Origin of the sequence: Promicromonospora sp. NPDC052451, assembly GCF_044547525.1 — a bacterium.
In the GTDB taxonomy this organism is placed as follows: domain Bacteria; phylum Actinomycetota; class Actinomycetes; order Actinomycetales; family Cellulomonadaceae; genus Promicromonospora.
The window spans coordinates 207,607-230,318 of the sequence record NZ_JBIUAP010000008.1 but is presented as its reverse complement, the minus strand read 5'-3'; the positions used below and the strand labels follow the sequence as shown (position 1 = coordinate 230,318).

Genomic DNA, 22,712 nt, shown 5'->3' with positions numbered 1-22,712 from the left:
GGTGAAACTGGATCGTAGATCACACTCGTCTCAGGATGATCCGGGCACCCTCCGCGGCGGGAGGTGCCGCGGCTGCGCACCGTGCCCGACCCACGAGAACGTGCCCATGGCCGCGTCGAAGAACGCCACGAGCGCGTCGGACAGGGCCTTGGCGGGTGTGCTGTCCCAGGCGGTGCTGAGCGTGAGCGCCAGCCACGCGCCGTCGGCGTCGTCCCGCGAGACCACGTAGGTGACCTGGTGCGCCACCACGGCCCGGCCGGACGGCTGCCGCACCGAGCGGTCGCTCGTCAGCCGCACGCCCGGTCGCCCACCGAGCTCCACCGGCTCGCACCCCGCGTACCCGTGGGACAGGATCAGCGCACCGACCTCCTCGGCACTGCGCCCGCCGACGCCGTCCAGCTCCACCTCCGTGATCGACACCGGGGCACCGCTGCCTGCCTCGCGCGTCACGGGCCGGTAGACCGCGAGCGCCCCCGCCTCGCCGGGGAACCGCTCCCAGCCGGCGGGCAGCACGAAGGCCCAGCGGTCCGTGGAGCCGCCGACTGCCGGGACCGACCCTGTGCCCGTCGGGTCGGTCACGAGGGGTCTCCGGCGTCTTCCGCCACGGGGAGGTCCAGCGGGTTCGCGCCGGGCCCGGCCCAGCGGAAGGTCGTCATCACGGCATCGAAGAAGAACACCAGGGCCTCGGCGAGCCGTTCGGACTCCTCGCTGTTCCAGACCGTGCTGAACGAGAGCACGAGCCACTCGCCGTCGGTCTCGTCCCGCGACACGACGTACACGACCTGCCGGGTCGAGATCGGCGGGAGGTCGTCGCCCTGGTCCGTCTCAGGGGTCGTGTCCAGGAGGCGGACGCCCGGACGTCCGTCGACCTCGACGAGCTCGCTCTCCTCGTAGCCCTCGACGAGCACCTCCGCGGCCACCGCGAGCGGGTCGGCTCCCGCGTCACTGACCAGCTCCACCTCCGTCAGGGACGCAGGGATCATCACCCCGTTCATCGGCTCGGTGGGCAGGTACACCGCCCCGGCACCCGCGGTGCGGGCGTCGGTGAGCGAGTCCCGCAGGCCGTCGGCCAGGAGACGGCGGTACGGCTCCGCCGAGTCGCGCGGCAGGTCGTCGGGCACCGCGCTCGCCACCACGGCGTCGATCGCCTCGTCCAGCTCGCGGACGAACTCGTCGCCGGTCGGGAACCGCACCCAGCCCGGCGGGAGCAGCAGGGCCCAGGCATCGGTCGGCTTGCCGGCGGCCACGTTCGTGTCGGTCATGGTGTGCTCCTGGTGACGCGCACGGCGGGCAGCAGCTCGTCGAGCAGCTTGGTCATGGCCGGCGCCCGCAGCAGGTCGGGGGACCGCCACTGGAGCACGGTGTCGACCACGGCGTCGGGGTGCTCGGTGCGCCGTCCGAGGCAGACGCTCATCCACGCACCGCCCGTCGCGGCGTCGAGGTCCAGCCGCGTGACGCGCATGCCGTCGCCGTCCGGAAGGTCGAGGTGCTCGATCGTGGGCGGCGCGACGGGGTGACCGCCGGTGGAGCCGAGCGCTGTCATCAGGTCGTCACCCGCGTCGCCGGGTGGTTCCACGCCGACCGTGACGAGCACCGGCACGGGGGTCACGTCCGGCACGCGGAGGGTGGCGGCCACGCGCGCACCCGAGCCGACCACGCCGTCGGCGAAGGCACGCAGGTTCGCCACGGACCGCGCCGCCACCTCGGCGTAGAGCTGGTGCAGCGCCTCGCCCTCCCCTGCGCCCGGCCCTGTGCCCGGCCCTGTGTCCGGCCCTGTGCCCCGTCCTGTGTACGGCTCGTCGTCGAGGTCCGCGTGGATCATCGCCGCCACCTCTCGCTCCCACCGGGCGAGCTCGTCGGGCGGCAGCATGCCGGCGGCGGGCACCAGCAACCAGCCCTCGGGCTGCTCGACCTGCCAGGTCCATCCGTCCGTGGCCATCAGACCGGGTTCTCCCCGGTCAGCCCGGCGTAGTTGGCGTCGTGCCAGCCGTCGTTGTTCTTGCGCGGGTCGTCGGGGTTGAGGATCGAGGGGTTCATCATGCTGAACGGACGGCCGAACCAGCTGATGCCGTAGGAGATCGGGCCGAGATACATCCAGGGCTTGATCTGGAACATCGGGCCGAGCAGACCGATGTTGCCCGCGATCTTGCGGACGTCCCTGATGTCGCTGATGCCGATCAGCCGGTCCCAGCGGTAGTCGCCCTTGGGCCACGCCTTCGTCAGCCGGCTCCAGTCCTCCTTGAGCACCCACCTCGGTTTGGTGAACATGTGCCACCAACCCGGGCTCACCGACGTCTTGTCGAGGAAGGCCCTGAGGTTCTTCGCCTCCAGAACGAGCTTGGACAGCTTGTCGCTGACGATCCTGCTGGCCACCGGCCGGCCGGTCACGTGACGCAGGAGGCTGAGGTTCTTCGCGATGTCCGCCTCTATCCTGGTCAGCTTCGACGCTCCTCCCACGCCCAGCCCGATGCCCTGGACACCCTTGAGGCTGCTCGCCATCTTCGCCGCGACCCCGATCCCCACCAGGCTCAGCACCCCGAGGATGACCCCGAGCCAGCTGCCCTCGCCCTGGGCCGCCAGGACGAGGCTCGCGAGCGTGGAGACGACGGCGGTCGCGACGCCGAGGAACGCGATCACGTTCAGCCCGGGCACCAGGATCGCGAGCACCGCGAGCGCCAGCCCGATGTACGTCAGCACCTCGACCAGCGCCTTGAGCACCTTGTTGAGCCCGTGCACGAACGCGTCCCAGCCCGAGGTGTGCAGGCCGTCGACCTTCCAGTTCTCCCTGATCTTGGTGGCCGCGGCCTCGGCGGCGGCCCGGAGGGCCGCGAGGGCGTCGGAGACCTTCTTCTTCGCCGCGTCGAGCTTCCCGTTGGCGCTGTCGATCGCCCCCGCGCGGTCCGCCGAGTCCTTCTTCTCGTCGTCCGTCAGTGGCTTGGCGCCCTCGGGCCGGTCGGCGTTCACGGGGTCCGGCATGCCCTCGGCGACCTGCAGGCTCTTGCTGGCGTTCTCCGCCGCGGTCACGCCCTCCCAGGTACGGGTCCGGGCGGTCTCCAGCGCCGGCCGGTAGGTGTCGAGCGCGCTGTACACGTCGGCGTACCGTTCGCCGGCCTTGCCGAGGGCGTCGGCGCTCTCGCGGGCGCGCTTGCGGAACGCGTCCGCGGACTTGCCCTTGAGGAGCCGGACGTCGCCGTCACCGATCCGCTTGAGCAGCGCGGACTGCTCGGTCATCGCCTCGGAGATCTTCCGGTAGTGGTCGATGATCCCGTCCAGCGTGGTGGGGCTGGCCGGGACCGGGTCCGAGTCGTGACCGACCAGGTTCCATTCCGCGAGGCGAGCGGCGCTCATCCGTCTCCTACTTCTGCTCGAAGACCGAGGCCAGCTGGTCCTCGGTGTCGGTCCAGGTCTTCGCGGCCTCGTCCATCTTCTTGGTGAGGTTGTCGAGCTGCTGCTGGAGCTTCTCGCGCTTGACCCACCAGTCGTCGATGAAGTCGTCCATGGCCTTCTTCAGCACGTCGTCGCCCCAGACGGTGCCCTCGTCCCAGAGCTTCGACATGTTCTTGAACTCGTCGTTGATCGCCTTGAGGTCCTTGGCGGAGTCCTCCAGGACCTCCTTGGTGACGATGACGTCAGCCATGGGGTGCTACTTGTTCAGCGCGTTGGCGAGCTCTTCATCGGTCTTGCGCAGCGCGTCGGCGGCCTGCTTCAGGTAGTCACCGATACCCGTCAGACCCTCCATCACCTGCTTGCCACCCTTGTCCAGCTCCTTGTACGACTCGTCGAACGCCTTCGACGACTTGTCCGTCACATACCCGTCCTGCACCAGCGAGTCCACCATCGACCGCAGCTGGTTCAGCTTCGACTGCATGTCATCCGACTCCTGCTTCATCCGCTGCGCAGCGTCTTCCATCTCCTGGAAGGTCACCTTGATGTTCGCCATGACGCGGGTCCTCTCGCTCGTGCGGGTGCGTGCGTTCGGTGCAATCGTCATCAATCGGACCAACCGGACGGCGACGCGAACGTGAACTCCCGGGGAACAGGCAGCATCCATCAGTGCAGGTCAGAGACCAGAACGCGACGGCGGCGCCCCACCCGGGCCGGGTCGGACGCCGCCGTCGTGTCGCGCGCTGGGCTCTAGCAGTGCGCGAGGAAGGGCCGCTCCCGGAACCGCCTGTCGAGGAAGGCGACGACGCCGGGCGCGCCGGTCACCATGGTCGAGACGTGCTCGCCGAGGTGCCATTCCCACTGCACGTCCGCACCCGCGGCGCAGTACTCGTCCCGCAGCGTGCGGGCCTGGCCCGGGGCGACGATCTCGTCGAGCGTCCCGTGGTAGAGCCGGACGGGCACGTCGGGCGGGTTGGCGCCGAGGCGGTTCTCGTCGAGCCGCGCCTGCCAGGCCGCCTCGTGCAGCGGGTTCGTCGTCGTGAACATGCCGATGTCCTGGAAGGTGTGCCCGAGCGTCACGTCCACGCAGGCGTCCTGCTCGTCCTCGTAGGTCTGGCGGCCGCGCTCGTTGAGGTACGAGTGCAGGTCGAGCTCCGGGTAGGCGGCGTCCAGCCCGTAGGCCGCCAGCAGCAGGAAGCCGAACCCGACCTGACCGTCGAGCCCCTCGGCCACCTCGGTGAGGTCCGCGGGCACACCGCCCGCCGCGATGCCGACCAGGTCGAGCTCCGGCGCGTAGGCAGGCTGCAGCTCACCCGCCCACATGGCTCCCCCGCCTCCCTGGGAGTAGCCGGAGAACGCGACCTTGCCCCCGGCCGCCAGGCCCGTGGCAGGCAGGTTGGTCGCGGCACGCACCATGTCGATGACGGCGCGCCCCTCCGACTGCCCCACGACGTACGTGTGCATGCCCGGCGTGCCCAGACCCTCGTAGTCGGTGACCACGACCCCCCAGCCCTTGAGCAGCATCGGCTCGATGAACGGCCGTTCGTAGTCGAGCCAGCGCGACGGCGCGCACGTGTCCCCCACCCCGCGGGTGCCGCTCGCCACGGACACGATCGGACGGGGCCCTTCGCCTCGCCACGGCGTGGTCGGCACCAGCACCCGCCCCGTCACGGGGACGTCCTGCCCGGTCGCGTTCGTCGAGTGGTACATCACGAGGTAGTTGCGGGCGCTGAGCCGGCGGGGCTCCTCGCGCCAGCGGACCACCTCGCCGTCCGCGCCGTCGGGCAGCGGGGCGGGCGGGGTGTAGAAGTCGTCCATCGCGACGGACTGGTGCGGCACGGTGGGCACGTCGGGCAGGTCGGGACCTGACGCGGTGGTGGACGACGACGGCGTAGCGGTGCCGGGAGACAGAGCGGCGGCGGGCACCGCCGGCGGGCCGCCGGCCTCGGCGGGCGCGAGGGCCTCGGCGGGCGCGAGGGCCTCGGCGGGCGCGGCGCCCAGGGCCGCAACGGTGACGACGGCCAGACCCGCGACGGCGGCGTTCCAGCGGAGCCGTGCGCGGCGCCTCCCGCCCCTCGGTCGTGCGGACAGGTGACGCGAACGGTGGGCGTGGGGCATCGGATCTCCTCGTCGAGGTCCACGGAGGCACGTCGTCGTGCGCCCGGGTCCGCGTGCGGACCGTTACTGACTGTAACCCCAATAGCATCCGGACAACAGGGTCCGCGCCGTCGACGGCGGTGCGTGACTTCGGTCCCCTGTCATCACTGCAGAAGCACGTTCGGTCGGTTGCCGCGAGATCGGCCGCTCAACCGACCGATCTCAAGGCAACCGACCGAACCAGGGGTCTTGCGTGGGCAAGGGACCGATGTTGGGCGGAGGGGCGGCACAGCCAGCGGCTAGGGCTTCGCCGGCTGCACCACGGAAGGGGCCGGCGGCTAAGGCTTCGCCAGCTGCACCGCGGAAGGGGCCAGCCGCTAAGGCTTCGCCAACTGCACCGCGGGAGAGGCCGCCGCCTCGGCCCGCTCCACCAGCGACGCGACGGCGGCCGCCAGCGGCACGAGCACCAGGTTGCCCAGCAGCATCGCGCGCAGGAACGGCAGCCCGGCCACGTAGCTCGCGAGGAGCCCATCGAGCGTCTGCGGGTACAGCCCGTCCATCAGCCAGACCCCGAAGTTGGTCCACGCGAAGAACCACAGCGAGCCACCGACCCCCAGGCCGAGCGCGGCGGCATACCGGGCGGGACCGCGCAGGTGCCGCGCGAAGATCGCGCCCACGCCGATCACCGCCCACGCGGACCAGGTGAACCACATGATCTGGGTGTTGCCGAGCACGGCGTCGCTCACGGCGACCACCGCGAAGGGCACCACGGCCGCCCACCGGTTGCGCAGCAGCAGCACCCCGAGGAACGTCGCGGCGGTCGCGATCTCCAGGTTCGGGGGTGCGCCGAGCCCGGGCGCGACCAGGCGCCACACGACGGCGGCCGTCAGCACCAGGACGACGACGGCGGGACGCCACCAGCGGCGGGCCAGCTCACGAAAGGTCAGGTCACGAGGGGCCAGGTCACCAGAGGCCAGGTCACCAGAACCGGGGCGTACCCCCGCACCCGGCTCGTCCCGACGCCGCGCGCCCCGCTCGTCCCGGTCGCCCATCAGTACGTCTCGATCGTCCATGTGATCTCCTGACCGTCCTCGGTCTGGAGCGTGCCCGCCCCGACCTGTGCCGGGACACCGTCCACCGACAGTGACCAGAACTCCTTCTTCGAGTCGTCGGCCGCCCGGCCGCCGATGGCGGTGACGAACGCGTTCTCACCCTCGCCCGTGAGCTCGGCCGACGGGTCGGCCTCCAGCAGCAGCTCCAGCGCGGTCGAGCCGGTGCGCCCCGGGTAGCTGAAGGTGTCCGCGCCCGGCTTCTGCGACCCGGCGTCCGTCGCGCCACCCGATGCTGCGTCGGACGGTGCGTCCGACCGCTGGCTCATCGCCGGCGGAGCGGTGTCGGTCGCAGGCTCCGCCGTACCGTCACCGCACCCGGCGAGCAGCCCGGCGCCCAGCCCCACGGCCAGGAGGACGGCGGACGCGGCGCGGGTCACCCGGAACGGGCGGAAGGGAGTCGTGTTCACGCTCGCGAGTCTAGGTCGGCGTGCGCCTCGCGGCGGCGCCGTCCCAGCCCTCGGCCCGCTCCGGGCCGTGGTTCAGACGTCGATCCGGGACCTGTCCAGCTCTGCCGCACCGGCGATGAGGAACTCCTTGCGCGGCGCGACGTCGGTACCCATCAGCAGCTCGAAGGCACGCTCCGCGGCCTCGGCGTGCTCCGCCGTGACCCGGCGCAGCGTGCGGTGGCGCGGGTCCATGGTGGTCTCCGCGAGCTGGTCGGCGTCCATCTCGCCCAGGCCCTTGTACCGCTGGATGTCGGGCTTGTAGCGGCGCCCGGCCTTGTCGAGCTTCTTGAGCGTGGCACCCAGCTCGGCCTCGGAGTACGTGTAGATGTACTCGTTCTTGCGCCGGCCGTTGCCGATCACCTCGACCCGGTGCAGCGGCGGCACCGCGGCGAACACGCGGCCGGCCTCCACCATCGGCTTCATGTAGCGGTAGAAGAGCGTCAGCAGGAGGGTGCGGATGTGCGCGCCGTCCACGTCGGCGTCGGTCATCATGATGATCTTGCCGTAGCGCGCGGCCTCGATGTCGAAGGACCGGCCGGAGCCGGCGCCGAGCACCTGGATGATCGCCGCGCACTCGGCGTTGCGCAGCATGTCGCTGATCGACGCCTTCTGGACGTTCAGGATCTTGCCGCGGATCGGCAGCAGTGCCTGGAAGTCGCTGGACCGCGCGAGCTTCGCGGTGCCGAGGGCGCTGTCGCCCTCGACGATGAACAGCTCGGACCGGTCCACGTCGTTCGAGCGGCAGTCCGCGAGCTTGGCCGGCAGCGAGGAGGTCTCCAGCGCGTTCTTGCGGCGCGAGATCTCCTTCTGCTTGCGCGCGGTGATGCGCGCCCGCATCTCGGCGACGATCTTGTCCAGGAGCAGCGAGGCCTGCGTCTTCTCGTCCCGCTTGGTGGAGCTCAGGCGGGCCTGGATCTCCTTCTCGACCACGCGGGAGACGATCTGGCGCACCGGGCCGGTGCCCAGCACCTCCTTGGTCTGCCCCTCGAACTGCGGCTCCGCCAGACGCACCGTGACCACGGCCGTCAGGCCTGCGAGCACGTCGTCCTTCTCGATACGCTCCGCGCCGTCCTTGGTGGAGACCTTGAGCTTGCGCGCGTTGGCCTCGACGTTCTTGCGGATCACCTTGAGCAGACCCTGCTCGAAGCCCGTCAGGTGCGTGCCGCCCTTGGGCGTCGAGATGATGTTGACGAAGGAGCGCACCTCGGTGTCATACCCGGTACCCCACCGCAGCGCGATGTCCACCTCGCACTGGCGCTGCACCTCGCGCGGCGACATGTGGCCACGCTCGTCCAGCACCGGCACCGTCTCGGTGAAGCTGCCCGAGCCCTGCAGCACCCACGTGGCCGTGACCGGGGAGTCGGGCGCCAGGAACTCGACGAAGTCGGCGGCACCGCCGCTGTGCTGGAAGACCTCCTCGTGCGGCCCGGCCTCGCCCGGCGTACCCGGCAGGCCGCGCTCGTCGCGCACCGTGATCTCGAGGCCCGGCACCAGGAACGTGGTCTGCCGCACGCGCGTGACGAGCTCGTCGTAGCTGAAGACGGCGGACTTGGGGAAGATCTGCCGGTCGGCCCAGTAGCGCACGCGCGTGGCGGTGCGGCCGCGCGGCGCCTTGCCCACGACGGCCAGCTCCGAGCGCTCCACGAAGGGCTGGAAGGGCGAGTCGGGGCCGGGACCCGACGTCGGGTCGGTGTAGGTGCCGGGCTCCCCGCGGTGGAACGTCATGCGGTACGTCTTGCCGCCGCGGTCCACCTCGACGTCCAGCCGGGAGGACAGGGCGTTCACGACGGAGGCGCCGACGCCGTGCAGACCACCGGAGGCCTGGTACGAGCCCCCGCCGAACTTTCCGCCGGCGTGCAGCTTGGTGTAGACCACCTCGACGCCGCTCAGGCCGGTCTTGGGCTCGATGTCGACGGGGATGCCGCGGCCGTCGTCGGACACCGTCACGGACGTGTCGGCGTGCAGCACGATGCCGATCTTCGTCGCGTACCCGCCCAGGGCCTCGTCGACGGAGTTGTCGATGATCTCCCAGAGGCAGTGCATCAGGCCACGGGAGTCGGTGGTCCCGATGTACATGCCGGGACGCTTGCGGACCGCCTCGAGACCCTCGAGGACGGACAGGTGGCGAGCGGTGTACGACTCGGACGTTGCGGTCACGGCGACAGCGTAGACGAGGACACCGACAACCGGCGTCAGGCGCCCCGCACACCACCCGAACGGCTGTGTGACACCAAGATTCACCCGATGACGGAAATTACCCTTTCAGCGCAATTGGGGGCAGATGGACACCACGACTGTGAGCCACGCCGCTATGCTCGCAGCGAACCGCCCACCCGGGCCGGCATGAACCGTGCGAGCGAATGGTTGGATGGAGATGTGACGACCATGACGACCGAACCGCTCACCGCCCTCGACCGCTGCGACCGCTGCGGCGCGCAGGCCTACGTGCGCGTCGTTCTGCCCGTGGGCGAGCTGCTCTTCTGCGGCCACCACGCGCGCGCACACGCGTCCGCCTACGCGGACGTCGCCACCCATGTCCAGGACGAGACCGACCGGCTCCACGCGGAGCACGGCCAGGCCTGACGCCCAGGCCGGAAGCCCACCGGACGAGACACACCCAGACCACCGGACAGACACCGGACCCAGACCCCGAACCGATGACGGCGGTGGGTCACCTCGCGAGGTGACCCACCGCCGTCGTCGTCCCTGGAACCGTGCTACGGGCGAGCCGTCACGGTGTGCGCCCACGACCCGCGGAACCCGAGGGTGGTGCGCCAGCCCTCGGCGGTCTTGGTCAGGGTGCGGCTCACCCCCTTGTCGGAGACGGCCTGCATCGTCTTGATCTGGCCGCTGGAGTACCGCGCGGTGACCTTGACCGACCTGACCCAGCCGAAGCCCAAGACGCTCCGCGCCTTTGCCTGCGTGAGCGTGCCCGTCCACGACACGTACGGGTTGCCGGGCGCCTGGGCCGAGTAGGGGTCCGGCACGTGCGCCAGGTGCGACTGCGCGGCCGTGCCGAACGCGTCCCGGTTGCTCGCGGTGCCCGAGAAGCTGCCGCCCCGGCCCGACGCCGCGAAGTACGGCGTCTCGGCGATGCCGCCGGACGCGTTGCGCACCACCGTCACCGTCGACGCGTCGTCCTGCCGGGTCGCGTCCACGGCCGCGCGCCAGACCGAACCCGACTCGCCGCCCTCCTTCTTCCAGCCCGTGTAGTTCTGGCTGGCGGTGTCGTCGTAGAGGTGGCAGTCGCAGGAGGCCTTCAGGCCCTCGGTCTTGTCGAGGACGGCGTAGTTGCGGGCGACGATCGCCTGCGCCTCGAGCGCGGCGGCCCCGCCGTAACCGCTCGTCCCCCACAGCGACGGCATCTCGTCGATCCCGTACAGGTACTCGTCATTGATGGCCACCTGGTTGACCACGTTGGGTCGCGTCCCCGGGCTGCTGATCCGGAGCCGGCCGTGCCGGTACGTACCCTGGGCGCCGGTGACCGTCACGGTGCCGGAGGTCCCGGGCCAGTAGTCGGTGCCCGTCCACTCCAGGTAGAGGGTCGGGCGGGCGCCGATCGTCTGCCGCACGGTCCCGTTCTCGGTCACCCTGGCGGTCACTCCCGACGTGGTGCGCGCGATGGTGATCCGCCGGGCCGACGTGCCCGTGGCGAGCTCCGTCGAGGCCCCGTCCAGGAGCCGCCACGACCCGGCGGACAGGCTCAGCGTGGTGGTGGCCGGGTCGGAGGCACGGCCGAGCACCTGCACGTCGATCGACGTCCGCGGGTTGTTCGCGGTGCCCACCGTCGCGCCGGTGTAGTAGTACCGCAGGATGTCGGCGGCAGACCGCCCCGCCCGGGCCATCTGGTAGGCGCCCCACTGCGACATGCCGACGCCGTGCCCGCTGCCGGAGCCGGCCACGGCCCACGAGCCGGGCACGACCGTCACGGTCACGGTCGCGCTCGTCGCCGTGCTCGTACGGAACCGGTACCTCGTCGTGACGGACGGGTTGACCGACGCCGTCGCCTTGCCCGTGGAGCCCGTGGTCACGAACTTGATCCGGACCCAGGTGCCGCCGCTGTACCGCTGCAGGGCCACCCTGGTGTTCTTCCGGGCGACACCGTTGTACCGGTAGACCACCGAGAGCGTCCGCGGCGTCGCCGCGGTGGTGGTCGACGTGCCCGAGGCGGTCAGCGTGTAGCCGGCGGCCTCGGCCGGAACCGCCCACAGGCCGACCGCCAGGAGCAGGGTGACGAGGAACGCGGCCGCCCGGGCGAGCCAAGTCGTGGGAGCTGCGCTGATCAATGTGGACACATCGGGCAGATTCCCATACGAACGACGCCGGGCGGGTGACTTCCGAGGAAGTTCACCCGCCCGGCGTCGGTGTGACGGCGGCCGCCGGTGCCCGGTCAGGCCCGGGGCCGGCCGATGTCAGTCGAGGTAGTCGCGCAGCACCTGCGACCGCGAGGGGTGGCGCAGCTTCGACATCGTCTTGGACTCGATCTGGCGGATGCGCTCACGCGTCACGCCGTAGACCTTGCCGATCTCGTCGAGCGTCTTGGGCTGGCCGTCCTGCAGGCCGAACCGCATGGAGACCACGCCGGCCTCGCGCTCGGAGAGCGTGTCGAGGACCTGGTGCAGCTGCTCCTGCAGCAGCGTGAAGGACACGGCGTCCGCCGGGACGACGGCCTCGGAGTCCTCGATGAGGTCACCGAACTCGCTGTCGCCGTCCTCGCCGAGCGGGGTGCTCAGCGAGATGGGCTCACGGCCGTACTTCTGGACCTCGACCACCTTCTCGGGGGTCATGTCCAGCTCCTTGGCCAGCTCCTCCGGCGTGGGCTCACGACCCAGGTCCTGGAGCATCTGGCGCTGGACGCGGGCCAGCTTGTTGATGACCTCGACCATGTGCACCGGGATGCGGATGGTGCGGGCCTGGTCTGCCATGGCACGCGTGATCGCCTGCCGGATCCACCAGGTGGCGTACGTCGAGAACTTGTAGCCCTTGGTGTAGTCGAACTTCTCGACCGCACGGATCAGACCGAGGTTGCCCTCCTGGATCAGGTCCAAGAACAGCATGCCGCGGCCCGTGTAGCGCTTGGCGAGCGAGACCACGAGGCGGAGGTTGGCCTCCAGCAGGTGGTTCTTGGCCCGCTTGCCGTCGTGCGCGATCCACTTGAGGTCGCGCTCGAAGCGGCGCTGGTCCTTGTCGTTCCGGTCGAACTCGGTGGTCGCGAGCCGCTCCTCCGCGAACAGGCCGGCCTCGATGCGCTTGGCGAGCTCGACCTCCTGCTCCGCGTTCAGCAGCGCGACCTTGCCGATCTGCTTCAGGTAGTCCTTGACCGGGTCCGCCGTGGCACCGGCGGTGACGACCTGCTGCGCAGGCTGGTCGTCGTCGTCCGTGTCGGAGACGACGAACCCGGAGTTCTCGTCGCCCTCCTTCGTGGCCTTGCCGGCGCGGCCTCGGGTCGCCTTGGTGGCGGTCTCCGGACCGGCCTCGGCCTCGTCCTCGGGGTCCTCGACGGCGACGCCGTCGGGCTCGATGTTGTCGTACTTCGACTTGCCACGGGCGGCTGCCTTCTTGCCGGCGGCGCCCTTCGCGCCCGGCTTCTTGCGCGTCTCCGTGGTCTCCTCGTCGAGGTCGTCGACCTCGCTCAGGTCGATGTCGTCCACCTCCTCGATCTCGTCGATCTCCTCCGGCTTCGCGGTGGAGCGCGCCGGAGCCTTCTTGGCGGCCGTCGTCTTCCTGGCGGTCGTCGTCTTCGCGGCCGCGGTACGGGTGCGCCGGGCGGGCTTCGCCTCGGCGTCGCCGTCGGCCGGGGCCTTCGCCGCGACGGTCGAGCGCGTGGCCGCGGCGGCGGCCACCTTGGTCACGGTGGGCAGACCGACCTGCACACCGGCGTTGGCCAGCGCTCGCAGCACCGCCTTGAGCCGCTTGGCGTCACCGACCTCCGCGGTCTCGCATGCACGCCGGAAGTTCTCGGCGTCGACCGAGCCCTCGGCGGTGCCACGGGCAAGGAGCTCCTGCAGGGCAGGATGCTCGAACTCGCGGGGCAGGTTGTCGCGTGCGGGGGCAGGAGTGATGTCCTGGGGGGCTTTCAGCGGAGTGGGCGCCACAAACCGACCTTTCGGCATTCGAGGGGGCGGTGTACTGCCGACGTGGCCTTCACTGGACCTTCTTCTTCCGCCGGCGAACATATATATTGTACCGTCGGCATCCGTGTACGCCGCGACGAACGCGGCGATCGCGGCAAAGTCGGTGCGAAGTCACCTCGGGCGGGCCGCCCCGAGTGGGTGTGGGATTCTGCATGCCTTCATTTGCGTGCCAAGGGTCAACGAACCGGACCGCCCGACCATTCCCGGCGTCGCCGATCCGTTGCCGGCCAGGTCCCCGAGCACCCCTCCCGGACCACCTCGTGCGGAGCCGTGGGGTGCCCCCGGGGCCACCCCACGGCCGCCCTCAGGCCTTGACCGGCCTCAGGCTCCTGACCGCACTCGGACTGCTGTACCGGCCTCAGACACCGGCCTCAGACCTTGACGGCGAGCACCGGGCACGGCGCCTCGACGAGGATGCGCTGGGCGCCGGCCCCGAGGATGAGCTTGCCGACCGGGCTGCGCTTGCGCAGCCCGATCACGATCAGTCCCGCACCGGTGCTCGTGGCGGTGCGGATCAGGTCCTCGGCGAGATCACCCGTGCCCTGCTCCACCCGCACGTCGGCGCCCGCCGCGAGCCGGCCCACCAGCTCCTCGGTCTCGGCCTGGCACTCGTCCAGGGGCTGCTTCCCGCTCGTGACGACGACCAGCGGGACCTGGCGCTCCCGCGCCTCGGTGACAGCGGTGCGCAGAGCCTCCTGGCCCTCGGGCGTGGCGAGGTGACCGACGACGATCGTCATGTCCACCGACGCTACCCCACCGGAAGCCCCTGATCGTGCCTCACACGACCGCCACCTGGTCCGGTTCGGTCCCGTCGCCGTCACCGGCTCCGTCACCGGCCTGGCGGTTGGCCGGACGATCGGTCGGACGATCGGGCCAGGCGCGCAACCGGGAGTCGCCCCGGGCGGCAGCAACGGGTTCGTGCTGCGAGGAGTCCCGGTCCCGTCGCACCCACCCGGGCGGGACTCCCCCGGCGATCGCGCTGCGCAGCAGCAGGGCGAGGCGGTACTCCGGGTCGACGGCGAGCGCCTCGGTCACGCGCTCGACGGCGAGCCCCCCCGTCGCCGTGCCACCACGCGATCAGCGCGAGCAACAGGTAGGCGGGTGCCCGGCGGCGCCGGGGCACGTGCGTGACCACCGCCTCCAGGACCTGGCGTGCGGGAGCGGTGACGCCGGTCTCGGGCGGGACGCCCTGTACAGGGTCGATGATCCGCGCCATCACCCCGCTGATGGCCGCGTCCGTGTCCCCGTCGGCCTCGCGGCGGGCCGTGCGGCGGGCGACCTCCTCGGTGCCGGGCGCCAGGCTGAGCAGCACCGCGTCGCGGACCGGCGTGTCGGCCAGGGCGGCCCCGATCTTGCCGAGGGTCACGGGGGACAGCGGGTCGTCCTGTCCCGGGCGGGCGGCGGCCGTCTGGCGGACCGCGGACCGCCACAGGCGGAGGCTCTCCGCGCCCCACTCGGCCAGTGCGGTCTGGTCGGTCACCGCCGGGTACCGGGATCCGGCGAGGAGCCGCCGGAGGGTCTCGCTCCAGCGGGCGGCGGCGCGCCGCGCCTGGGTGCGGGCCGTCTCCGACGCAGGTCGCAGGGCGTACCGCTCCTCGCGGGTGCCGGCCACCGTGCGCCCCTCCAGGACCATGTGGGCCGCGACCCGGCTGCCCTGGAGCACGGTGAGGGGCCTGCCCTGCGGCGGGCAGCAGAGCGGGTCGGTGCAGTCGAGCGCCCGGAATCCCGTGGGCGTCACAAGCCACACCTCCACGCCGGGCAGCCGCCGTTCGAGCCGGGCGCGGAGCACCTCGACGGCGCGCCGCGCTGCCGCCGTCGGCGTAACCACGTCGGTCTCGGTGTAGAGCACGACGACGGCGCGGTCGGCACCGTCGGCCACCACGTGGTCGGTGAGCCAGCGTGCGGTGGCGGCGCCGTCGGGCCCGCCCGGGTCGCCGGGTTGCCGGAGGCGGAGGTCGTCGATGTCGACCCGGGCCACGAGCCCGACTCGCTGACGCGGCCCCGTCAGGCTCACCGCGACGACGGACTCCGCAGGCCGGAAGCCGAGCCGGTAGGGGATGTAGGCGAGGAGGTCCTCCGGCCCGGCCACGCGGACGACCGTGGCGGCGGGCAGGACCGGCGGCACAGGCTGCACCGGCGGGGCCGGCCGGCGCCGGCCGGTGCTCCGGCCGGGATCCGACGCCGGGAGCGGATCAGGAACCGTGGCGGGAAGCAGTTCGGGAACCGGGCCGGGGACGCGTACTGCGTCCGGGCCGCGGTTCAGGTCGGCGTTCAGATCGGCGTTCAGGTCGGCGTTCAGGTCGGCGTTCAGGTCGGCGTTCAGATCGGCGTTCACGTCGAGATCCACGTCAGGACTCGCGTCGAGGGTCAGGTCGAGGTTCGCGTCACGGCGCGCATCGGAGTTCATGCCCACGATCACAGCCGCCCGGCGACGCCCCGGCACCGTCAGGGGCGCCCGTGTGGACAACGTGCTGCCTGTGGAGGAGGTCCGTGCGGCACGCTGTCCGAACGAGGGTCTCTCCGGCTACCGTGTGCGACGTGCCTCACCTCGTCACCGTCCGCCGCACGGCTGCGCTCGCCGCCGCCGTCGGACTGGCGCTGGCGACCGCCGGGTGCGGTTCCGGGACCGAGCAGCCGGCGTCCGCCTCGGCCGGCGAACGCGCGCCGGAGGCCGGTGCCGTGGCGTCTGGCGGGCCCACCGAGCTGCCGACCTTCGACCCGTCGTCGGCCGTGGCGACGTACGCCGACGGGTTCCCTGCCGATCTCTTCCCGATCCCGGAGGGTGCCACGCTGCTGGCGTCGTCGGCGCGGCCCGTGACGACAGGTGCCCGGGCCGCGGGCCCGCCGATGACGCAGGTGACGCTGAACCTGTCGTCGCAGCTCCCCGCGAAGAAGGTCGTGGAGCAGGCCCGGAAGATCCTGCTGGACCAGGGCTTCAGGCAGATCTCGGCGCCCGAGTCGAGCGGGCTGACCGCCCAGACCGCGTTCCTGCGGATCACGCGTGCGAAGTCGGGCGAGGTCCAGGAGTCGCTCGTCGTGGGGGTGCTCGACGACGGCGACCGGCGCCTCGCCTCGATCAGCGGCACCGTCCGCACCCCGTAGGACCCCATAGGCTGGGCGGGTGTCCGCCTCACCCACCCGTGCCGGTGCCCTGACCCCTGCCGCTCTCCTCGACGCCGAGAACCTCCGCGCCGACGTCGACGCCGCGGTGTCCGCCCACCTCGACCTGCTGGGTGCGGAGGTCAGCGCGATCAGCCCGAGCGCCCAGGCGATGGTGGACGAGGCGGCCGGGCTGCTCCTGGGCGGCAAGCGGCTGCGAGCGGCGTTCTGCTACTGGTCGTTCCGCGCGCACGGCGGGTCCGCGGACCCGGCGGACCCCGCGCGTGCCGCGGCCGTCCGCGTGGGTGCCGCGCTCGAGCTGTTCCAGGCGGCGGCACTGCTGCACGACGACGTCATGGACAACTCCGACACCCGGCGCGGACGGCCCACCGCGCACCGGGCGTTCGCCGCCCGGCACGCCGCAGCCGGCTGGGCGGGTGAGCCGGAGGGCTTCGGCGACGCCGCGGCCATCCTGCTCGGCGACCTGGTGCTGCTGGCCGCGCAGCGCGAGCTGACCGCTGCGCTCGCGCCGCTGCCGCCCGAGGTGGCGGGACCCGTGCGGGCCCGGTTCGACGCCATGCAGAGCGAGGTGGTCGTGGGCCAGTACCTCGACGTGCTGGTCCAGGCCGAGCCCTGGGGCGACGACCCCGCCTCCGACGAGGAGCGCGCCCGCCGGGTGCTGCGGGCCAAGACCGCCAGCTACTCGGTGGCCGCGCCGCTGGCGATGGGCGCGCTGCTGGCCGGGAGCGGTGCGGACGCCGCGTCCGGGATCGAGGCGGCCGGCCTGCCGCTGGGCGAGGCGTTCCAGCTCCGGGACGACGTGCTGGGCGTGTTCGGCGACCCCGCGGTGACTGGCAAGCCCGCCGGGGACGACCTGCGCGAGGGCAAGCGCACGGTGGTCGTGGCCCGCACGCTGGCGCTGCTGCCCGACCCGCACGGGGAGGAGGCCGCGGTCCTGACCGCCGCGCTCGGCGATCCGGGGCTGACGGACGAGGACGTCGAGCGCGTGCGCGGGGTCATCGTCGGCTCGGGCGCGCTCGACGCCGTGGAGCACCTGATCGACGACCTGGCCGTCCGCGCCCACGCGCTGCTCGGCCTGGCTGACCTGAGCGAGCCCGGACGAGGCGTGCTGAGCGACCTGGCGCACGCCGCCGTCGACCGGACCGCCTGAGGGAACAGCCGGCCGCACCGCGGCGGAGCGACCACGCGCCGGCAGGCACCAGCGTCAGCACCCCCGGCTCAGAACGTCCAGCTCAGAACGTCCAGATCGTCACCTCGGCGCCCTGCTTGAGCCGTTCGCCCGCGGACGGGTCGGTCTCCACGACCCCCTCGCCGAACAGCTCGCCGAAGCCGCGCACCGTCACCGTGTACCCGGCGTCCTCGAGCGTCGTGGTGGCCTCGTCGACGGAGAGGCCCACGACGTCGGGCACGGTGCCCCGGGGGCCGCCGCTGACGACCATCGTCACGCTGCTGCCCTGGTCGGCGCCCTTGCCGCCGGCGGGCTCGGTCCGGAGCACGGTACCGGGCGGGGCCTGCTCGTCGAAGACGGTCTCCCGCTTCACCGTGAAGCCCTCGGCCCGCAGCGTGTCACGGGCCTCCGACGCCGCCGTCCCCGCGACGTCCGGCACCGTGACCGGCGGTGGCCCGTCCGACACCGTGAGCCGCACGTGCTCGTCGACCGGGATCATGTCGCCGTCGCGCACCGACGCCCAGATGACCTCGCCCTCGGCGCCGTCGTTCGTGTACTCGCGGGACACCTCGACGTCCGCGAGGCCGGCACCCTCCAGCGCGGCGACGGCGTCGGCCTGCGGCATGCCGACCAGGCCGGACGGGACCTCGGCCAGCTCCTGGCCGAGCGAGACCACGAGCCGGACCGGTTCGTCCCGCTGGGTGCGGCTGCCCTCGTCCGGCCGTACCGAGATGACCTGCCCCTCGGGCACGTCCGAGTCGTACTCCTGCGTGCTCGACGGCGTGAGACCGGCCTCGGTCAGCGCCTCCTGCGCGCGTTCCTCGGTCGCCCCGACGACGCCGTCGGGCACCACCGCATAGGCCCCCGGACCACGCTCGACGTACCACCAGGCGCTGAACAGGACCACTACCAGCGCGACCGCCAGCAGGACGGCACGACCGCGCTGCCGGCGGCGGGGCGGCTGCGGGACCGGCGGCACGGGCGCACCCGCCTGCACGGGCTGTACCTGCTGGGCCGCCCACCGGCCCACCTGCGGCCGCTCGACCACGGCGGTCCGCGCCGCCTTCACCGCGGCGGACGACGGCGGGGGCGCCGCCTTCGCGGGGATGTCCAGCACCTCGTTCGGGATCTGCCGGAACGTGCTGCGCAGCACGTCGAGCGCCACGACGGCGTCGGGCGGGCGCTGGGCCGGGTCCCGCGCCGTGAGCGCGCGGACGAGCTGGTCCAGCGGGCGGCCCAGGTGGCCGGCGAACGCGCTCACGGGCGGCACGTCGCTGTTCACGTGCGCGAACGCGACCTGGATGGGCCCCTCCCCCTCGTGCGGCAGCCGGCCCGTGAACATCTCGAACGCGAGGATGCCGACCGCGTAGACGTCGGCGCGCGCGTCGACGTGACCGGTCGAGATCGTCTCCGGCGCCAGGTACGCCACCGTGCCCAGCACGGTGCCCGTGGTCGTGTTGGACACCTCCGAGATCGCGCGCGCCAGCCCGAAGTCGGCCACCTTGGCCCGCCCCGTACCCTCCTCCAGCAGCACGTTCTCCGGCTTGATGTCGCGGTGCACGATGCCCTTGGCGTGCGCGGCCGCGAGCGCGGACAGGACCACGTCGAGGATCGCGAACGTGCGGCGCAGCGTGAGCTCACCCTCGCGGATCAGGTGCCGCAGGTTGGTGCCCGGCACGTACTCCATGGTGAGGTAGCGCATGTCGCCGTCGGTGCCCTGGTCGTAGACCGCGACGACACCGTGGTGCTGCAGCCCGGCGGCCGAGCGCGCCTCGCGCTCGAAGCGCTGCAGGAAGCTCGCCGCCTGGTCGCCCTCCGCCAGGTGCGGGTGCATCACCTTGAGGGCGATCTCCCGGTTCAGGCGCGTGTCGTGCGCGCGGTAGACCGTGGCCATCCCGCCGCGCGCCACGCGCGCCACAATCCGGTACCGCCCGTCGACCAGGCGGCCGATGAGCGAGTCTGCCGTCACCTGAGCCACGGGTGGGAGTGTACGGGGGACCGCCCACACGCCGGATGAAACGCGCACACCGGACAGGGGACGTTGCCGGATCGTTGCGGATCACGAGGGCGTGCCCCGTCGCCTAGGCTTCTCCTGTGACAGATCTCGACGCCCTCGTGGGCGAATGGCTGACCCTCCCTGACCTCGCCGAGACCCTCGACGTCGAGGTCGGCAAGTGCCGCGGCCTCGTCCGTGACCGGTACGTCGTGGGCATCAAGCGGGGCGACAACAAGACCTTCCAGGTGCCCGCCCGGTTCGTGCTGCCCGAGGTCGACGGGCGCCCCGGCCCCATCCCGACCCTGCGGGGCACGGTCATCCTCCTGTCGGACGCCGGCTTCTCCGACGAGGAGATCATCGAGTGGCTGTTCACGCCGAACGAGGAGCTCGGGGAGCAGCCGGTGGACGCCCTGATCAACGGCAAGCGCGCGGCGGTGCGCCGGGTGGCGCAGACGCTGCTCTGACGGACCGGCCTGACGGACCGGCCTGACGATCCGGAGGACCGTCAGGCCCGCAGCATCTCGGCCACCTGGAACGCCAGCTCCAGCGACTGCTGGTGGTTCAGGCGCGGGTCCACCAGGGTCTCGTAGCGCAGCGCGAGGCCCGCGTCCGAGATCTCCTCGCTGCCGCCGAGCACCTCGGTGACGTCGTCGCCGGTGAGCTCCATGTGCAGGCCGCCCGGCACGGTGCCGAGCGCCCGGTGCACCTCGAAGAACCCGGCCACCTCGTCCAGCACGTCCGTGAGCCGGCGGGTCTTGTACCCGCTGTCGGACGTGATCGTGTTGCCGTGCATCGGGTCCGTCACCCACGTGACGTTCGCGCCGGACCAGGTCACCGCCTCGACGATCGACGGCAGCACGTCCCGGACCCGGCCGGCGCCCATGCGCGTGATGAAGGTCAGCCTGCCCGGCAGGTTCTCCGGGTTGAGGCGTTCGGTCAGGGCCAGCGCGTCGTGCGGCGTCGTCGTGGGGCCGAGCTTGACGCCGATCGGGTTGGCGATGCGGGCCATGAAGTCGACGTGGGCGCCGTCGAGCTGGCGGGTGCGCTCGCCGATCCACAGGAAGTGCGCGCTCGTGTCGTAGGCCTTGCCCGTGCTCTGGTCCGTGCGGGTCAACGCCCGCTCGTAGTCGAGCACGAGGGCCTCGTGGCTCAGGTAGAACTCCACCGAGCGCAGCGCGTCGAAGTCGGCGCCGCACGCGTGCATGAACCGGATGGCGCGGTCGATCTCGTCCGCCGTCTTCTCGTACCGCGCGTAGGCGGGGTTGCGCATGAAGCCGCGGTTCCACTCGTGCACCTGGCGCAGGTCGGCGAAACCGCCCTGGGTGAAGGCACGCACCACGTTCGCCGTCGCGGACGAGATCCGGTAGGCCTGCTCCAGCCGCTCCGGGTCGGGCGTGCGGTCGGCCGCGGTGAACGGGAACCCGTTGATCATGTCGCCCCGGTAGGCGGGCAGCGTCACGCCGTCGCGCGTCTCGGTGTCGCTGGAGCGCGGCTTGGCGTACTGGCCCGCCATGCGGCCCATCTTGACCACGGGCGTGCTCGCACCGTGGGTGAGCACCACGGCCATCTGGAGGATGGTGCGGATCTTGTTGCGGATGCGGTCGGCGTTCGCCTCGGCGAACGTCTCCGCGCAGTCCCCGCCCTGCAGCAGGAACGCCTCACCCCGGCCGGCGGCGGCGAGCCGCTCGGTCAGGGTGTCGGCCTGTGCGGGCACCACGATGGGCGCGGCCTGGGCCAGGCGGCCGGTCGCCGCCGCGAGTGCGGCGGCGTCCGGCCACGTGGGCTGCTGGCGTGCCTCCAGCGTGCGGAAGTGGTCCAGACCCGTGGGGCCCGTGGCCCGCCCGGCCGGATCGGTGACGGTGCTCATCGACGCGCCGCCCGCCGTGCCAGAGCCCGTGGTGCCAGTGGTGCCCGCACGGTGCTCAGTGCTCCGCCGGGGCGGCCGGCACGAGCGGCTGGCCGATGTCCGACAGGATCTGGCCGAACCACTCCTGCGAGACGTCGAACGCCTTGCCGCCGGCGATCCGCGGGAACGCGATCGCCTTGAGGCGGTCGCCGTCCTCCTCGTCGTGGCCGATGACGCCGGACTCGCCGCGCAGCGCGCACTCGACCGCGTAGTCCGTCATCGACTTGATCAGGCGCAGGTCGTCGCTGTTCGCGGCGGCGGCACGGGAGAAGTAGCCCGACTTCTGCACCATCGTCTTCTCGGCACCGAGCTTCTCCGCGAACTGCTTCGCGAACCACTGGCCCGGGTTGATCGTGTCGAGCTTGACGTGCCCGAACGGGTCCCGCTCCACGGTCTCGCCGGCCGCCTCGAGCTGCGCCACGATCTCGTGCATGCCCGCACCCTCCGACAGGAAGATGTTGACGTTGCCCTGGGTGTCCATGACCTCGCGCAAACGCTTGGCCTCGCCCTCGATGTCGATCTCGAGCTCGGGCAGGAACACGGCGTGCACGTCCCAGCGCTCGCGCGACAGGCCCAGGGCCGGCGCCCACTCCTGCTCGTCCAGCCACTCGCGGTAGGCCTTCGCCGTGGCCGCCGTGAGCCAGCCGCAGTGGCGGCCCATGACCTCGTGCACGATGAGCATGCGGGGGCCCACGCGGTTCTCGCCGATGATGTTGGCGGCGAACTTCGCGCCCTCCTCGGCGGCGGTCCACGCGCCGAGCGACTGCTTGATCGGCACCACGTCGTTGTCGATCGTCTTGGGCAGGCCCACGACGGTCAGCTCGTAGCCGTTCTCGTGCAGGTACGCGGCCAGGTCGGCGGCGGTGGTGTTGGTGTCGTCGCCACCGATGGTGTGCAGCACGTCCACGCCGTCGGCCTTGAGCTGCTCCGCGGCCACGTGCAGCGGGTCCTGGCCTTCCTTGACCAGGCCGCGCTTGACCGCGTCCTTGACGTTGGTGAGCTTGACGCGCGAGTTGCCGATCGGCGAGCCGCCGAAGCGGTGCAGGACGTGCGCCTGCTTGCGGGCCTCCTCGTCGATCTCGATCTTGTTGCCGGTCAGCAGGCCGTGGTAGCCGTGCAGGTAGGCAATGATCTCGATCTCGGGGTCGAGCTCGGTGTAACGCTCGATCAGGCCGCCGACCGACGACGACAGGCAGGGCGCGAAGCCGCCGGCGGTCAGCAGGGCCACACGACGAACAGCCATCGGAGGAGCACCTCTCATCAGGGGAGTTTCGCGGTGCCGCGGCCGGCGTTCGCCCGCGCGGCACCCTTCGTCGTCATCCTACTGACGGGCGGGGACGGCGCTCGGC

The 22,712-nt window shown here is 72.0% G+C and carries 21 protein-coding genes; 4 read left to right on the top strand and 17 right to left on the bottom strand.

Annotation, left to right across the window (positions count from 1 at the left end; translation table 11 throughout):
- Positions 1–30: 30 nt before the first annotated feature.
- The 10 genes from ACIG47_RS16355 to ACIG47_RS16310 all read right to left on the bottom strand — a co-directional run bounded on the left by ACIG47_RS16355 (position 31) and on the right by ACIG47_RS16310 (position 9,196).
- The gene (locus ACIG47_RS16355) at positions 31–579 is read right to left on the bottom strand and encodes a hypothetical protein (protein ID WP_397432030.1); all 549 of its coding nucleotides are present in this window, start codon (positions 577–579) and stop codon (positions 31–33) included.
- Positions 576–1,262 carry a hypothetical protein gene (locus ACIG47_RS16350; RefSeq protein WP_397432029.1) on the bottom strand — a complete coding sequence of 229 codons (687 nt, stop codon included), beginning with the start codon at positions 1,260–1,262 and terminating at the stop codon, positions 576–578. Before ACIG47_RS16350 ends, ACIG47_RS16355 begins: the two co-directional genes overlap by 4 nt.
- Entirely contained in the window at positions 1,259–1,939 is a 681-nt protein-coding gene (locus ACIG47_RS16345) for a hypothetical protein (RefSeq protein ID WP_397432027.1), read from the bottom strand. The genes ACIG47_RS16350 and ACIG47_RS16345 overlap by 4 nt, the downstream gene beginning before the upstream one ends.
- Positions 1,939–3,348 (bottom strand): putative T7SS-secreted protein, encoded by a 1,410-nt coding sequence (locus tag ACIG47_RS16340; protein WP_397432026.1) that lies wholly within the window; start codon positions 3,346–3,348, stop codon positions 1,939–1,941. Before ACIG47_RS16340 ends, ACIG47_RS16345 begins: the two co-directional genes overlap by 1 nt.
- A 7-nt stretch (positions 3,349–3,355) precedes the next feature.
- On the bottom strand, positions 3,356–3,637 hold the full coding sequence (locus ACIG47_RS16335; RefSeq protein WP_119144033.1) for a hypothetical protein: 282 nt from the start codon (positions 3,635–3,637) through the stop codon (positions 3,356–3,358).
- Between the two features lie 6 nt (positions 3,638–3,643).
- The gene (locus ACIG47_RS16330) at positions 3,644–3,991 is read right to left on the bottom strand and encodes a WXG100 family type VII secretion target (protein ID WP_397432024.1); all 348 of its coding nucleotides are present in this window, start codon (positions 3,989–3,991) and stop codon (positions 3,644–3,646) included.
- 143 nt (positions 3,992–4,134) lie between these two features.
- Complete coding sequence (locus tag ACIG47_RS16325) at positions 4,135–5,502, bottom strand: lipase family protein (RefSeq protein WP_397432022.1); 1,368 nt, start codon at positions 5,500–5,502, stop codon at positions 4,135–4,137.
- A gap of 356 nt (positions 5,503–5,858) precedes the next feature.
- Positions 5,859–6,554 carry a DUF6580 family putative transport protein gene (locus ACIG47_RS16320; RefSeq protein WP_397432020.1) on the bottom strand — a complete coding sequence of 232 codons (696 nt, stop codon included), beginning with the start codon at positions 6,552–6,554 and terminating at the stop codon, positions 5,859–5,861.
- A complete protein-coding gene (locus ACIG47_RS16315; protein WP_397432018.1) occupies positions 6,533–7,000 on the bottom strand; it encodes a DUF4430 domain-containing protein in 468 nt (155 codons plus the stop codon). The genes ACIG47_RS16320 and ACIG47_RS16315 overlap by 22 nt, the downstream gene beginning before the upstream one ends.
- A 72-nt stretch (positions 7,001–7,072) precedes the next feature.
- Positions 7,073–9,196, bottom strand: coding sequence for a type IIA DNA topoisomerase subunit B (locus ACIG47_RS16310; protein WP_397409365.1), 2,124 nt, complete (start codon positions 9,194–9,196; stop codon positions 7,073–7,075).
- Between the two features lie 228 nt (positions 9,197–9,424).
- Between ACIG47_RS16310 and ACIG47_RS16305 the strand changes: the two genes are divergently transcribed.
- Complete coding sequence (locus tag ACIG47_RS16305) at positions 9,425–9,622, top strand: hypothetical protein (RefSeq protein WP_397409367.1); 198 nt, start codon at positions 9,425–9,427, stop codon at positions 9,620–9,622.
- 134 nt (positions 9,623–9,756) lie between these two features.
- Here ACIG47_RS16305 and ACIG47_RS16300 read toward each other — a convergent pair whose 3' ends face one another.
- The 4 genes from ACIG47_RS16300 to ACIG47_RS16285 all read right to left on the bottom strand — a co-directional run bounded on the left by ACIG47_RS16300 (position 9,757) and on the right by ACIG47_RS16285 (position 15,580).
- On the bottom strand, positions 9,757–11,334 hold the full coding sequence (locus ACIG47_RS16300) for a SpoIID/LytB domain-containing protein (protein ID WP_397432016.1): 1,578 nt from the start codon (positions 11,332–11,334) through the stop codon (positions 9,757–9,759).
- 117 nt (positions 11,335–11,451) lie between these two features.
- Entirely contained in the window at positions 11,452–13,152 is a 1,701-nt protein-coding gene (locus ACIG47_RS16295; RefSeq protein WP_397412670.1) for an RNA polymerase sigma factor, read from the bottom strand.
- 392 nt (positions 13,153–13,544) lie between these two features.
- The gene (locus tag ACIG47_RS16290) at positions 13,545–13,910 is read right to left on the bottom strand and encodes a universal stress protein (protein WP_397432015.1); all 366 of its coding nucleotides are present in this window, start codon (positions 13,908–13,910) and stop codon (positions 13,545–13,547) included.
- A gap of 92 nt (positions 13,911–14,002) precedes the next feature.
- Complete coding sequence (locus ACIG47_RS16285) at positions 14,003–15,580, bottom strand: DUF4192 domain-containing protein (protein WP_397432014.1); 1,578 nt, start codon at positions 15,578–15,580, stop codon at positions 14,003–14,005.
- Between the two features lie 131 nt (positions 15,581–15,711).
- Here ACIG47_RS16285 and ACIG47_RS16280 point away from each other — a divergent pair, with 131 nt between their 5' ends.
- Together ACIG47_RS16280 and ACIG47_RS16275 are read left to right on the top strand one after the other, a co-directional pair.
- Positions 15,712–16,275 (top strand): hypothetical protein, encoded by a 564-nt coding sequence (locus tag ACIG47_RS16280; RefSeq protein ID WP_397432012.1) that lies wholly within the window; start codon positions 15,712–15,714, stop codon positions 16,273–16,275.
- 19 nt (positions 16,276–16,294) lie between these two features.
- The gene (locus tag ACIG47_RS16275) at positions 16,295–17,443 is read left to right on the top strand and encodes a polyprenyl synthetase family protein (protein ID WP_397432011.1); all 1,149 of its coding nucleotides are present in this window, start codon (positions 16,295–16,297) and stop codon (positions 17,441–17,443) included.
- Between the two features lie 82 nt (positions 17,444–17,525).
- Here ACIG47_RS16275 and pknB read toward each other — a convergent pair whose 3' ends face one another.
- Positions 17,526–19,439, bottom strand: coding sequence for a Stk1 family PASTA domain-containing Ser/Thr kinase (gene pknB / locus ACIG47_RS16270; RefSeq protein WP_397432010.1), 1,914 nt, complete (start codon positions 19,437–19,439; stop codon positions 17,526–17,528).
- Positions 19,440–19,555: 116 nt separating this feature from the next.
- Here pknB and ACIG47_RS16265 point away from each other — a divergent pair, with 116 nt between their 5' ends.
- Positions 19,556–19,921, top strand: coding sequence for an Rv2175c family DNA-binding protein (locus ACIG47_RS16265; protein WP_397412659.1), 366 nt, complete (start codon positions 19,556–19,558; stop codon positions 19,919–19,921).
- 41 nt (positions 19,922–19,962) lie between these two features.
- On the opposite strand, the gene ACIG47_RS16260 is transcribed toward ACIG47_RS16265, so the two are convergent.
- Together ACIG47_RS16260 and ACIG47_RS16255 are read right to left on the bottom strand one after the other, a co-directional pair.
- A complete protein-coding gene (locus ACIG47_RS16260) occupies positions 19,963–21,324 on the bottom strand; it encodes a class II 3-deoxy-7-phosphoheptulonate synthase (protein ID WP_397432008.1) in 1,362 nt (453 codons plus the stop codon).
- A 55-nt stretch (positions 21,325–21,379) separates the two neighbouring features.
- Positions 21,380–22,606, bottom strand: a complete 1,227-nt coding sequence (locus ACIG47_RS16255; RefSeq protein ID WP_397432007.1) for a pyrophosphate--fructose-6-phosphate 1-phosphotransferase — start codon at positions 22,604–22,606, stop codon at positions 21,380–21,382.
- Positions 22,607–22,712: the final 106 nt, after the last annotated feature.

Excerpts from the sequence above, each read along its gene's own strand:
- ACIG47_RS16350 (WP_397432029.1), bottom strand. The coding sequence starts at position 1,262 with ATGACCGACACGAACGTGGCCGCCGGCAAGCCGACCGATGCCTGGGCC.
- ACIG47_RS16345 (WP_397432027.1), bottom strand. The coding sequence starts at position 1,939 with ATGGCCACGGACGGATGGACCTGGCAGGTCGAGCAGCCCGAGGGCTGG.
- ACIG47_RS16340 (WP_397432026.1), bottom strand. The coding sequence starts at position 3,348 with ATGAGCGCCGCTCGCCTCGCGGAATGGAACCTGGTCGGTCACGACTCG.
- ACIG47_RS16335 (WP_119144033.1), bottom strand. The coding sequence starts at position 3,637 with ATGGCTGACGTCATCGTCACCAAGGAGGTCCTGGAGGACTCCGCCAAG.
- ACIG47_RS16330 (WP_397432024.1), bottom strand. The coding sequence starts at position 3,991 with ATGACGATTGCACCGAACGCACGCACCCGCACGAGCGAGAGGACCCGC.
- ACIG47_RS16325 (WP_397432022.1), bottom strand. The coding sequence starts at position 5,502 with ATGCCCCACGCCCACCGTTCGCGTCACCTGTCCGCACGACCGAGGGGC.
- ACIG47_RS16320 (WP_397432020.1), bottom strand. The coding sequence starts at position 6,554 with ATGGACGATCGAGACGTACTGATGGGCGACCGGGACGAGCGGGGCGCG.
- ACIG47_RS16305 (WP_397409367.1), top strand. The coding sequence starts at position 9,425 with ATGACGACCGAACCGCTCACCGCCCTCGACCGCTGCGACCGCTGCGGC.
- ACIG47_RS16295 (WP_397412670.1), bottom strand. The coding sequence starts at position 13,152 with ATGCCGAAAGGTCGGTTTGTGGCGCCCACTCCGCTGAAAGCCCCCCAG.
- ACIG47_RS16290 (WP_397432015.1), bottom strand. The coding sequence starts at position 13,910 with ATGACGATCGTCGTCGGTCACCTCGCCACGCCCGAGGGCCAGGAGGCT.
- ACIG47_RS16285 (WP_397432014.1), bottom strand. The coding sequence starts at position 15,580 with ATGAACTCCGATGCGCGCCGTGACGCGAACCTCGACCTGACCCTCGAC.
- ACIG47_RS16260 (WP_397432008.1), bottom strand. The coding sequence starts at position 21,324 with ATGAGCACCGTCACCGATCCGGCCGGGCGGGCCACGGGCCCCACGGGT.
- ACIG47_RS16255 (WP_397432007.1), bottom strand. The coding sequence starts at position 22,606 with ATGGCTGTTCGTCGTGTGGCCCTGCTGACCGCCGGCGGCTTCGCGCCC.